This window comes from Mycobacterium sp., from assembly GCF_049608025.1.
Classification (GTDB): Bacteria; Actinomycetota; Actinomycetes; order Mycobacteriales; family Mycobacteriaceae; genus Mycobacterium.
The window spans coordinates 1-12,644 of record NZ_JBMYXC010000015.1; the positions used below are offsets into that span (position 1 = coordinate 1).

Consider the following 12,644-nt stretch of genomic DNA (forward strand, 5'->3'; position numbering starts at 1 on the left):
CTTTGGCCCCTATAAGCGCTCCAGCCTCTTTAGCCCGGCCATTCTCAGCAGCCTCTTACGTCAGATAAATAACTCCTAAAACTTTTGACGCTTACGCCCCATGTGACACCGGTCACCGGATAAACCTGGTACCCGCAGGGTGAAGACGCAGCACCAGCACTTCGCCCGCGAGCCTTGAGTTTCAACGGTCGGGGAAGGACCGCAGAGATGAACGTTCGTAATGTCGTCACCGCGGGCCTGAGGGCCACCGCGATCTCCGGAGCGCTCGCCGTCGTCCCGATGGCACTGGACGGCCCACTCCGCCCGATGGCCACCGCACACGCCGATTCGGTCAACTGGGACGCGATCGCCGAGTGCGAGTCGGGCGGAAACTGGGCGATCGACACAGGCAACGGCTACTACGGCGGCCTACAGTTCAAGCACACGACGTGGACCTCCCACGGCGGCGTGGGCCATCCGTCGGCCGCGTCGCGGTCCGAGCAGATCCGGGTGGCCGAGAACGTGCTGCGCAACCAGGGCATCAATGCGTGGCCGACCTGTGGCAAAAAGGGTACGGCTGCTCGGGTGAGGGGCAACGGCCCCGCAGCCACGGCCCCTGCCGCTCCCGTCACGGTTCCCGCGAAGGCGAACGGGTGCGCGGTGATGCCGGCCTCGGTCTTCGGGGGCGTGATCGACCTGCGCAAGATGTGCTCAGCGCTGCTGCGGTCGAGCTGACTGTCGAGCTGACTAAGGCGAACCTCAGCCTGCGGCATCCGCCGCGGTAGGCAGGATGAACGCCGAGCGGGCTGCCAGGGCCCCGAGGTGAGATGCCACCACGCGTTCGGGAATCAGGGCGGTGGCCCGGCTGGCGGCACCACCGAGGAACGACGGACGCATGTTGACGATCCTGCCGATCGTGGCAGATTCCCGCACCAACGGGCGGACCCGGCGCCGGCGGAACCGGCCGAAACTGGCAAAGGCGGTGGGCAGATCTGAGGCCAGTTCGATGAAACGGGCCAGGATCGCGGCGTCCTCCAGCCCTTGGCACCCGCCCTGTCCGAGGTGTGGACGCATCGGGTGGGCGGCGTCACCGACGAGCACCACATTCCCGCGTGACCAGTTTCTGGGCTGGACACGGTCGAAGAGATCGTTGCGCATCAACTCCGCGGGATCGGTGCAGGCAATCAACTCGGGTATCGGCGCGGCCCAGGAAGCCAGCTTTGTCGTGAGGTAGGCGTGGTCGCCGCCAGGGGCAGTGCCGCCTTCGGGTGCGCGTTCGGAGGCGAACCAGTAAGTGTGATCCGCGCCCAGTGGCACATGCCCGACCTCGGTCCCGTTCCCCATGGTCGTGCCGGCCAGTGCGGGATCAAGCGGGCAAGCGGCCACCCCGCGCCAGGCGGTGTATCCGACGTAGCGGCTGGGCAGCGGACCGTTGAGGAAGCGCGCCACCAAGGAGTTGACGCCGTCGGCGCCGACCACCGCGTCAGCGTCTCGAATCTGGGAATCCGAGACAGTGACCCGAACCGAGGAACTGGTGATCACCAGTCCGGTAGCGGTCACGCCGGTTTGGACGGTGTCGGCGGGCAATGCGGCCCGCAGGATGTCGGTCAATTCTGATCGGCGCACCACCACCAGGGGCTCGCCGAGAGCGGTGACGATCCGCTGGGGCGACGGGCGGCGCAGCCACCGGCCGTCGCGCCAGCGCATCGCTCCGCCCGTCACGCTGCCGCCCGCGCGCCGTATCGCGTCGCCCAGTCCGATTTCGTCCAGGGCAGCCAGCGCGTTGGGCCAGATGCTGATGCCCGCGCCGCTGGCGATACCGGTGCGCTGCTCGATCACCGTCACTTCGTGTCCGGCTCTGCGCAGGGCGACAGCAGTCGCCAGGCCGGCGATGCCGGCGCCGATCACGGTGATGTGCGCGGACATGGGCCGACACTATCGGCCCGGGTGCACCATCGGCCCCAATCCTTCTCGGCCCATATCGATCGTCGGCCCATATTCATCGCGAAGGACTGCGCACCGCACGGCTTCGTACGTTGTCCGACCGGGTGTTGTCGGGCCGTGTGCCCGGTCGGGACTTCGAGGTGTCCGACATGCTCGGGTAGCGTCAGGAGCCATGGGCCATCCGGAAAATACCGCCGATCGCGAGTTCGACATAGTGCTCTACGGGGCCACGGGTTTCGTCGGCAAGCTGACTGCTCAGTACCTCGTCTCCGCCGGAGCAGGTGCGCGCGTTGCCCTGGCCGGCCGTTCCGCGGACCGCCTCCGAGCCGTGCGCGACACGCTCGGCGAGGCGGCGCAATCTTGGACGCTGATCGTTGCCGACGCATCGCAGCCCTCGACGCTCGATGCGATGGCGGCCCGCACCCGCGTGGTGATCAGCACCGTCGGGCCCTATCTGCGCTACGGACTGCCGCTGGTCGCCGCTTGCGCGGCCGCAGGAACCGACTACGCCGATCTGACCGGCGAGCCCTTGTTCGTCCGGGAATGCATCGACCTCTACCACAAGCAGGCGATCGACACGGGCGCGCGCATCGTCCACGGGTGTGGTTTCGATTCCATTCCATCGGACCTGACGGTGTTCGCACTGCACCGCCAGGCCGAACGGGACCAGGCCGGGCAACTCGGAGACACCAACTTCGTGGTGCGCCAGGCCGCGGGCGGCGTCTCCGGCGGCACGGTCGCGTCGATGACGAACCTATTTCGGGAAGCATCCGCTGATCCGGAGGCGCGGAGGCTGCTCAATGACCCCTACACGCTGAGCCCCGACCGTGCGGCGGAACCGGAACTCGGCGCCCAGCCCGACGCGCGGTGGCGGCGCGGCCGCGACATCGCCCCCGAACTCGACGGCTACTGGTTTGGTGCATTCGCGATGGCGATTCCCAACACCCGCATCGTCCGGCGTACCAACGCGCTGCTGGACTACGCCTACGGCAAGCGTTTCGAGTATGCCGAGCAGATGAGCGTGGGCCGCTCGATCGCCGCACCGGTGGCCGCGGCGCTGGCGACGGGGGCCAGCGTGGCAACGGTGGAACTCGGCAGCCGGTTCCTCGACCGCGTGCCCGAACGCATCCTCGATCGCATCCTGCCCGCGGCAGGTACCGGGCCCAGCGAGCAGACCCGCGAGCAGGGGCACTACACCGTGGAGACTTACACCACCACCTCCACCGGCGCGCGCTACCTCGCGCGGATGACCCAGCAGGGCGACCCTGGCTACAAGGCGACATCGGTGTTGTTGGGCGAGAGTGGGCTGGCTCTTGCACTGGACCGGGAACAACTCTCTGACCTGCGCGGAGTGCTGACCCCGGCCGCGGCCATGGGTGACGCGCTGTTGGCCCGGTTCCCGGCGGCAGGCGTGTCGCTGGAAGTCGCGCCGCTGAACTGATCGAGGTTCGGCCCGCGTGAGCCGAACTCCTCTCGTTGCTTGCTGCGCGGGATTAGTGTCGTGCGTGCAGCGTGTGTTTTCCAGCGACGAAGGTGAAATGTGATGGCAGGCCTCGACGAACTCTTCGACCAGATTCCGACTCAGCAGATTGCCGGCAGGCTGGGCGTCGACGAAAGCGAGGTGGACAGCGCGGTCAAAACGTTGGTTCCGATGCTCGTCGGTGGCCTCCAGCAGAACGCCGAGGATCCTGATGCCGCGACCAACATCGAGTCGGCGGCCAACACGCACGCCGCCAGCGGACTGCTCGATGGTGGGGTCAGCGTCGACCAGGTCGACGAATCCGACGGCTCCAGGGCGGTCTCGAAGATCTTCGGCGGCAACGACACCGGCCAAGTGGCGTCGGCATTGGCAGGCGGCGGCGCCGGAAACAGCGATCTGATCCAGAGACTGCTGCCGATCCTGGCCCCGATCGTGCTCGCCTACATCGGCAAGCAACTCTCCGGTGGCCAGGCCCCGGCGCAACAGCAGTCCAGTGGCGGGGGCGGTCTCGGCGACATCCTCGGCGGCATCCTGGCAGGTGGCGCGGGTGGCGCAGGTGGCGCAGGTGGCAATAACCCGCTGGGCGGCATCCTCGGTAGCGTCCTGGGCGGAAACCAGGGCGGCCCTCTCGGAGATATCTTGGGTGGGCTGCTGGGTGGGAAAAAGTAGCGCGGGCTGCCGGGTGAAACTTCGCGGGCTACCGGGTGAAACTTCGCGGGCTACCGGGTCGCGGTGAGACGCCCGCGACGTCTTCCTAGAATGGCTCGGTGACCGCCAGTTCCCAGCCCATCGCCGGCAGTGGCCTCCCAAAGGGGCCCAGCCTCGACGCCCTGCCCAAATCGTGGGATCCCGGTGCGCAGGAGAGCTCCCTGTATGAGGGCTGGGTCAATGCCGGCTACTTCAGCGCCGATCCCGCCAGCGGCAAGCCCGCCTACTCGATCGTGTTGCCGCCCCCCAATGTCACCGGCAATCTGCACATGGGCCACGCGCTGGACCACACGCTGATGGACGCGCTGACCCGGCGCAAGCGGATGCAGGGCTACGAGGCTCTCTGGCTCCCCGGCATGGACCACGCGGGCATCGCCACCCAATCGGTGGTGGAGAAGCAGCTCGCAGTCGAGGGCAAGACCAAAGAGGATCTGGGTCGCGAGCGGTTCATCGACAAGATCTGGGACTGGAAGCGGGAGTCCGGCGGCACCATCGGGTCGCAGATGCGCGCCCTCGGCGACGGGGTGGACTGGAGCCGCGAACGTTTCACCATGGATGACGGCCTGTCGCGCGCGGTGCGAACGATCTTCAAGCGGCTCTTCGACGCCGGGCTTATCTACCAAGCCGAGCGGTTGGTCAACTGGTCGCCTGTGCTTGAGACCGCGATTTCGGATCTCGAGGTCAAGTACGAGGATGTCGAGGGTGAACTGGTGTCGTTCCGATACGGATCGATGGCCGATGCCGAGCCCCATATCGTGGTAGCCACCACCCGTCTGGAGACGATGCTCGGCGACACCGCCATCGCCGTGCATCCTGACGACCAGCGATACCGCCACCTCGTCGGACAGACGCTGCCGCACCCGTTCCTGACTCGACCCATCGCTATCGTTGCCGATCATCACGTCGACCCGGAATTTGGAACGGGCGCAGTCAAAGTCACACCCGCGCACGATCCGAACGACTTCGAAATCGGCATGCGTCATCAGTTGCCGATGCCGTCGATGCTGGACAGCAAGGGCCGGATCGCCGACACCGGAACCTCATTCGACGGAATGGACCGATTTGATGCGCGGGTCGCGGTCCGCGAGGCGTTGGCTGAACAGGGCCGCATCGTCGCCGAGAAGCGGCCCTATCTGCACAGCGTGGGTCACTCCGAACGCAGCGGCGAGCCTATTGAGCCCCGCCTGAGCCTGCAGTGGTGGGTCAGGGTCGAGGCCCTCGCAAAGGCCGCCGGCGATGCAGTCCGCAACGGCGACACGGTGATTCACCCAGCCAGCCTGGAACCCCGCTGGTTCAGCTGGGTCGACAACATGCACGACTGGTGCATTTCGCGGCAGCTGTGGTGGGGTCACCGCATACCGATCTGGCATGGCCCCAATGGTGAAACCGTCTGTGTGGGACCAGACGAGACACCGCCGCAGGGATGGGAGCAGGACGCCGACGTGCTCGACACCTGGTTCAGTTCAGCGCTGTGGCCGTTCTCCACGATGGGCTGGCCCGATCACACCGCCGAGTTGGCGAAGTTTTACCCGACCACCGTGTTGGTGACCGGCTACGACATCCTGTTCTTCTGGGTGGCGCGGATGATGATGTTCGGCACATTCATCGCCGAGGATCCTGCGCTTACGGGAGACGGTGCTCAGAGGAATTCACGCGCGCGGGTTCCCTTTGAAAATGTGTTCTTGCACGGCCTGATCCGCGACGAGTTCGGCCGCAAGATGAGCAAATCCCGCGGCAATGGCATCGACCCACTCGAATGGGTGCAGAAGTTCGGCGCGGATGCGCTGCGATTCACCCTGGCCCGCGGTGCCAGCCCCGGCGGCGATTTGGCCATCGGGGAGGACCATGCCCGGGCGGCCCGCAACTTCGCCACCAAACTGTTCAACGCCACCCGTTTCGCGTTGCTCAACGGTGCCGCCCCGGCACCGTTGCCCGCAGTCGACGATCTCACCGATGCCGACCGCTGGATCCTCGGCCGTTTGGAAATGGTACGCGCCGAAGTAGATTCATCGTTTGACAGCTATGAATTCAACAGGGCGTGTGAAGCGCTGTATCACTTCGCATGGGATGAGTTCTGCGATTGGTACGTGGAACTGGCGAAGGTGCAGTTGGGTTCTGAGGACGAGTCGACCACCGCGCGCACTACTGCCGTGCTGGCGTTCGTGCTGGACACTCTGCTCAAACTGCTGCATCCGGTGATGCCGTTCGTGACCGAGGTGCTGTGGAAGACGCTGACCGGCGGTGAGTCCCTGGTTATCGCTGACTGGCCCGCGCCCTCTGGATTCGAACTGGATCATGCTGCAGCACAACGTATCGACGATATGCAGAAGTTGGTCACCGAGGTGCGCCGGTTCCGTAGCGACCAGGGTCTTGCCGACCGGCAGAGGGTGCCTGCCAGGCTCTCGGACATCACCGCCGCCGGCCTCGATGAACATGTCCCGGCGATAACGGCTCTGGCCTGGCTGACTCCGCCCGCCGACGAGTTCGGCCCATCGGCCTCGCTGGAGGTGCGGTTGTCGGCAGCCACCGTCCTCGTCGAAGTAGATACCTCGGGCACCGTCGACGTGGCGGCCGAACGGCGTCGGTTGGAGAAGGATCTCGCCGCGGCGCACAAGGAACTGGCCGGTACCGCGGCCAAGCTCGGCAACGCAGGATTTCTGTCCAAGGCGCCCGCGGAGGTCGTCGATAAGATCCGGGTCCGCCGGCAGGTCGCCGACCAAGAAGTGCAGCGCATCACCGCGAGGCTTGAGTCGTTCCCGACATGACCAGCCCACCCGAACCGACTCCCGACGAGATCGCGTCGTTGCTCCAGGTCGAGCACCTCCTCGACCAGCGTTGGCCTGAGACCAAGATCGAGCCGAGTACTGCCCGGATCTCGGCGTTGATGGAGATGCTCGGGTCACCGCAGCTTGGCTATCCATCGATTCATATCGGTGGAACCAATGGCAAGACATCGGTGGCCAGGATGGTGGACGCGCTGCTGATCGCGCTGGCTCGGCGCACCGGGCGCACCACCAGTCCGCACCTGCAGTCTGCGGTGGAACGAATTTCCATCGACGGCGCGCCGGTCAGTCCGCGGACCTACGTGGCTGCCTACCGTGAAATCGAGCCCTTCGTCGAGCTTGTCGACCGGCAGTCGCAGGCGGGCGCCCTGGGGGAGGCAGGCCCGCGGTTGAGCAAGTTCGAGGTCGTCACCGCGATGGCTTTCGCCGCGTTCGCCGACGCCCCCATCGACGTTGCGGTCGTCGAGGTCGGGCTCGGCGGACGATGGGACGCCACCAACGTGGTCAACGCCCCGGTCGCGGTCATCACGCCCATCGGCATCGACCATGCCGACTACCTGGGCGAGACCGTCGCCGAGATCGCCGGCGAGAAGGCCGGGATCATCACCAGGCAACCCGAGGACCTCGTGCCCTCGGACGCTGATGTGAGCACGGTCGCGGTGATCGCCCATCAGCCGCCGGAAGCAATGGACGTACTGCTGGCTCAGGCGGTGCGCGCGGACGCCGCGGTCGCTCGCGAAGGCTCGGAGTTCGCGGTGCTGGGCAGACAGGTGGCTGTCGGTGGACAATTGCTCGAACTCCAGGGGCTCGGCGGCGTGTACGGCGACGTGTTCCTTCCGCTGCACGGCGAGCATCAGGCGCACAACGCCGTCGTCGCCCTCGCGGCGGTCGAGGCGTTCTTCGGGGCCGGGGCGCAACGTCAACTTGATGTCGACGCCGTGCGTGCCGGCTTCGCTGCCGTGACCGCACCGGGCCGATTGGAGCGGATGCGCAGTGCTCCAACAGTTTTCATTGATGCCGCGCACAATCCCGCGGGCGCCGTCGCGCTGGCTCAGGCACTGGGGGAGGAGTTCGATTTCCGATTCCTCGTCGGCGTCGTCTCCGTCCTGGCCGACAAGGACGCCGACGGCATCCTGGCCGCACTCGAACCGGTCCTGGACCAGATCGTCGTCACCCACAACGGCTCTCCCCGGGCACTCGAGGTAGAGGCGCTGGCGGTCAAGGCTGAGGAGCGTTTCGGCCCGGAGCGGGTCATCGCCGCCGATACGCTCGCCGACGCTATCGAAACCGCCACCGCATTGGTCGAAGATTCCGGCAACGCAGGCGACGGTATCGGCGGCATGGGCGGGGTTGGCATCGTGATCACCGGATCGGTCGTCACCGCAGGCGCGGCGCGCACCCTGTTCGGAAAGGACCCAGCGTGATCGAGCAGTCACCACCGTCGGGACCCGACGGCGCCGGTCCCGGTGCGCCGGACCCGTGGAAGAGCTTTCGCGGCGTCATGGCCGGCACGCTGATCCTCGAGGCCATCGTCGTATTGCTCGCGCTGCCTGTCGTGAGCACGGTTGGGGGCGGTTTGTCGGCCGGTTCGACGGCCTACCTCGTCGGCATCGCAGTGCTGCTGGTATTGATGGCCGGCATTCAGGGCCGCTCCTGGGCCATCTGGGCCAATCTGGGCGTCCAGCCGCTGATAATCATCGGGTGGGCGATCTACCCGGGTGTCGGCTTCGTCGGGCTGCTGTTCACCGTCGTATGGCTGCTGATCGTGTACCTGCGGGCTGAGGTACTCCGTCGGCAGAAGCGTGGCCTTCTTCCCGGGCAACAGCCGCCGGGCGAATGAGTCCGGCCGGCCGGATTCCTCAACGCGGACTCGTTCCTCGCCGCTTGATCGTCATCCGGCTGGTTCTGGGGGCCGGATTCCTCAACGCGGACTCGTTCCTCGCCGCTTGATCGTCATCCGGCTAGGCTGTCGGCCGTGACTGAGCGCACCCTCGTATTGATCAAGCCCGACGGCGTAGAGCGCCGCTTCATCGGAGAGATCCTCGCCCGCATAGAAGGCAAGGGCCTCACCATCGCGGCCCTGGAGCTGAAGAACGTCAGTGACGAACTGGCGCGTGCACACTATGCCGAGCACGACGGCAAGCCCTTCTTCGCCTCGCTGCTGGAGTTCATCACCTCGGGTCCAGTAGTGGCCGCGATCCTGGAGGGGCCACGCGCTATCGCGGCGTTCCGTCAGCTGGCCGGCGGGACGGATCCCGTCGAGAAGGCCACACCCGGCACTATCCGCGGTGACCTGGGGCTGGAGACCCAATTCAACCTGGTCCACGGATCCGACTCGCCAGAGTCGGCCGCTCGGGAAATCGATCTCTGGTTCCCCGGCCGGTAGACATCGCGGAGCGAATCGGTGCGGCCTGATCGGTCCGACTCACAGGATGTGGGATACTTACCGCGGGTGACCTGCCTTACAACCCAAGGTTGGCTACCCGGATGAAGACTTCGACGAGCGCGACCACCGCAACCCGCGGCGCGGCGCAGACCGTCCGGCCATCATTCAGACCGGCACCGAGATTGTTCCCCCGTGGATCGCTCGGGGCGAGACCATAACAGGTTCGGGAGTAGTTGACCCGGACATAAAATCGGAGCCCTCGCGTGGCCGCGTCAGCACAATGACGCGCCCGGGGGCTTGAGGAGAGTACGTGGCCGACAATGAGAACCTTCAAGCCCCTAGCCACAACCTGCCCGAGGATGCCGAGCACAGCGCGGCGCCGTCCGGTGAAGCCAAGGATGCGCCGTCGCCTGAACGGCTGAGGGTTCATTCGCTGGCCAGGGTCCTGGGCACCACCAGCAAGCGGATCATCGAAGCCCTCGTCGAACTGGATGGCCGGACGCGCAGTGCGCACTCCACGCTGGGTCGTGAGGAAGCCGACCGAGTGCGCGAGGTCCTCGCCGGGGCCGAGCCCGATTCCGAATCCCAGCCTGATTCCGAATCCCAGTCCGATGCTGAATCATCCCGGGCGGATGCCGAATCTGATCCAGAGTCGATCGCCACAGCTGTGGCCGAGGAGGAACCGGAGTCACGACTTATTCTGGAAACCCGCGCCTCTGGCCCGGCCGAGCCCGCCGACTATTTACCGCTGTTCGTTGCTCCGCAGCCCGTCCCGTCGAAAGTTGACAGGGATAGCGACGATGGCGAGGAGGAGCCGGACGACGATGATGCCGGGCCGGAGTCTGATGATGAAGGGGCAGATCGTCCGACTGCCAAGCGCCGTCGGCGTGGCCGTCGCGGTCGGGGCCGCGGGCGCGGCGAGCAGAATGGTGAGGATTCCCCGTCGGACACCGCTGGCGACGGTCAGAACGACAGCGATCAGTCCGAGGGCGCTGACGAATCCGGGGATGGCAACGACAGTGGTGACGACGGGTCGAGTGCCGATGGCGGCAAAACCCGTCGGCGTCGGCGTCGGCGGCGTAAGTCTGGCTCCGGCGATGACAACGACGGCGGCACCTCGTCTGACGATCCGCCCAATACCGTCGTGCATGAACGCCCCCCACGACGTGCCAAGGGCGGCAACGGCGATTCGTCCAACAACGAGATCCAGGGGATCAGCGGCTCGACCCGATTGGAAGCCAAGCGGCAGCGGCGCAGAGATGGCCGCGATGCCGGTCGTCGCCGGCCACCAATCCTGAGCGAGGCTGAGTTTCTGGCACGGCGCGAAGCGGTCGAGCGGACCATGGTCGTCCGCGACAAGGTGCGCGCCGAACCGCCGCATCAGGGCGCCCGCTACACCCAGATAGCGGTTCTCGAGGACGGTGTCGTCGTCGAACACTTCGTAACTTCAGCGGCCTCGGCCTCCCTGGTGGGCAACATTTACCTCGGCGTCGTCCAAAATGTGCTGCCGTCGATGGAAGCGGCCTTCGTGGACATCGGCCGCGGTCGCAACGGCGTGCTCTACGCCGGTGAGGTCAACTGGGAGGCCGCCGGCCTCGGGGGTTCCCAACGCAAGATCGAGCAGGCGCTCAAGCCGGGTGACTACGTCGTCGTCCAGGTCAGCAAGGACCCGGTCGGTCACAAGGGCGCTCGGCTGACGACGCAGGTCTCGCTGGCTGGTCGCTACCTTGTCTACGTGCCCGGCGCGTCGTCCACCGGCATCAGCCGAAAGTTGCCCGACACCGAGCGTCAGCGACTCAAGGAAATTCTGCGGGAGGTCGTTCCCGCGGATGCGGGCGTGATCATCCGGACCGCCTCTGAGGGCGTCAAGGAATCCGACATCCGCACCGACGTTGACCGGTTGCAGCAGCGATGGAACCAGATTGACGCCAATGCCGCCGAGACCAAGAAGAAAGCCGCGGGCGCGGCGGTTCCGCTATACGAAGAGCCTGACGTACTGGTCAAAGTCATCCGTGACCTGTTCAACGAGGATTTCAAGGGTCTGATCGTGTCCGGCGAGGACTCGTGGAAGACGATCAACGATTACGTGAACTCGGTGGCGCCGGAGTTGGCCCCGCGGATGACGAAGTACGAGCCCCCTGCGTCCTCGGCAGCCGGGACGGGCCCGGACGTTTTTGCCGTGCACCGAATAGACGAGCAACTCGCCAAGGCAATGGACCGCAAGGTGTGGTTGCCGTCCGGGGGCACGCTGGTCATCGACCGCACCGAGGCGATGACCGTTGTCGATGTCAACACCGGCAAGTTCACCGGATCTGGCGGCAATCTGGAGCAGACCGTCACGCGTAACAATCTGGAGGCTGCCGAGGAGGTTGTCAGGCAGTTGCGGCTGCGTGACATCGGCGGCATCGTCGTCATCGACTTCATCGATATGGTTCTGGAGAACAACCGGGATCTGGTGCTGCGCAGACTGACCGAGGCGCTGTCCCGGGATCGAACCCGCCATCAGGTGTCGGAGGTGACGTCGCTGGGGCTGGTGCAGTTGACCAGAAAGCGTCTGGGTACTGGGTTGATCGAGGCGTTCTCGACACCGTGTCCGCATTGCAGCGGTCGCGGCCTGCTGCTACACGGGGATCCCGTCGACTCCGCGTCCTCTGCGGGGCGCAAGTCTGAATCCGGCGGTGGTGGGCGCCGCGGCAAGCGCGGCAAGCGTGCCGGCCGGGAACAGCAGGAGACGCCGGTCGTCAAGGTGCCCGCGCATTCGCCGGGAGAGCACCCGATGTTCAAGGCGATGGCCGCGGCGAATGGCAAGCATGCCGCTGATGACGATGCAGACGCCGCAGATGACACCGACGCGGCCGCAGATGACACCGACGCGACAGAAGCTGCCGAAGAGGTTGCTGAGCTGGATCTCGACACTGTCGGCGCTGGGGCCGACTCCGAGGACACCGACGACGACTCCGACGACGACTCCGACGACGATGACGATGACGATGACGATGACGATGACGATGACGACACCGACGACGACGACGACGACACCGACGACGACGATGATGACGATGATGACGATGACGACGACTCCGACGATGACGATGATGATGACGACGAGATCGATCTCGATGACGACGACGATGATGAGGACGACGAGATCGACGTTTTAGACGACATCGACAGCGGGTCAGACCAGTCGGATGAGCCTGAGCAGCCCGGGCCGCTGGCCGCTGCTGGTGCCCGGCACCGCAGACGCGCCGCGGCGCGTCCCGCAGGTCCGCCCAGGCCCGACTGAGCGGTTTGACCCTCTACCCGCTGGTCACGTAACCTTGAGCAGTTGTCTCCAGGGCCTACCCATGGCTGGTTGGAGACA

9 protein-coding genes are annotated in these 12,644 nt (G+C 66.0%); 8 read left to right on the forward strand and 1 reads right to left on the reverse strand.

Annotated elements, in window-relative coordinates; translation table 11 throughout:
- The first annotated feature begins 207 nt into the window (after window positions 1–207).
- On the forward strand, window positions 208–714 hold the full coding sequence (locus tag ACPGXI_RS07465; protein WP_526651382.1) for a transglycosylase family protein: 507 nt from the start codon (window positions 208–210) through the stop codon (window positions 712–714).
- Between the two features lie 24 nt (window positions 715–738).
- On the opposite strand, the gene ACPGXI_RS07470 is transcribed toward ACPGXI_RS07465, so the two are convergent.
- Window positions 739–1,905 (reverse strand): FAD-dependent oxidoreductase, encoded by a 1,167-nt coding sequence (locus ACPGXI_RS07470; RefSeq protein ID WP_526651384.1) that lies wholly within the window; start codon window positions 1,903–1,905, stop codon window positions 739–741.
- Between the two features lie 190 nt (window positions 1,906–2,095).
- On the opposite strand from ACPGXI_RS07470, the gene ACPGXI_RS07475 reads away from it, so the two are divergent.
- The 7 genes from ACPGXI_RS07475 (at window position 2,096) to rne (ending at window position 12,566) form a co-directional block, all read left to right on the forward strand.
- Window positions 2,096–3,364 (forward strand): saccharopine dehydrogenase family protein, encoded by a 1,269-nt coding sequence (locus tag ACPGXI_RS07475; RefSeq protein WP_526651386.1) that lies wholly within the window; start codon window positions 2,096–2,098, stop codon window positions 3,362–3,364.
- Between the two features lie 102 nt (window positions 3,365–3,466).
- Window positions 3,467–4,072 (forward strand): DUF937 domain-containing protein, encoded by a 606-nt coding sequence (locus ACPGXI_RS07480; RefSeq protein WP_526651388.1) that lies wholly within the window; start codon window positions 3,467–3,469, stop codon window positions 4,070–4,072.
- Between the two features lie 98 nt (window positions 4,073–4,170).
- Window positions 4,171–6,876 (forward strand): valine--tRNA ligase, encoded by a 2,706-nt coding sequence (locus ACPGXI_RS07485; protein WP_526651390.1) that lies wholly within the window; start codon window positions 4,171–4,173, stop codon window positions 6,874–6,876.
- Entirely contained in the window at window positions 6,873–8,318 is a 1,446-nt protein-coding gene (gene folC / locus ACPGXI_RS07490; protein WP_526651392.1) for a bifunctional tetrahydrofolate synthase/dihydrofolate synthase, read from the forward strand. Before ACPGXI_RS07485 ends, folC begins: the two co-directional genes overlap by 4 nt.
- A 77-nt stretch (window positions 8,319–8,395) precedes the next feature.
- Window positions 8,396–8,734, forward strand: a complete 339-nt coding sequence (locus tag ACPGXI_RS07495; protein ID WP_526651519.1) for a DUF4233 domain-containing protein — start codon at window positions 8,396–8,398, stop codon at window positions 8,732–8,734.
- Between the two features lie 135 nt (window positions 8,735–8,869).
- Complete coding sequence (ndk, locus tag ACPGXI_RS07500; RefSeq protein ID WP_526651394.1) at window positions 8,870–9,280, forward strand: nucleoside-diphosphate kinase; 411 nt, start codon at window positions 8,870–8,872, stop codon at window positions 9,278–9,280.
- Window positions 9,281–9,590: 310 nt separating this feature from the next.
- Entirely contained in the window at window positions 9,591–12,566 is a 2,976-nt protein-coding gene (gene rne / locus ACPGXI_RS07505) for a ribonuclease E (protein ID WP_526651396.1), read from the forward strand.
- Window positions 12,567–12,644: the final 78 nt, after the last annotated feature.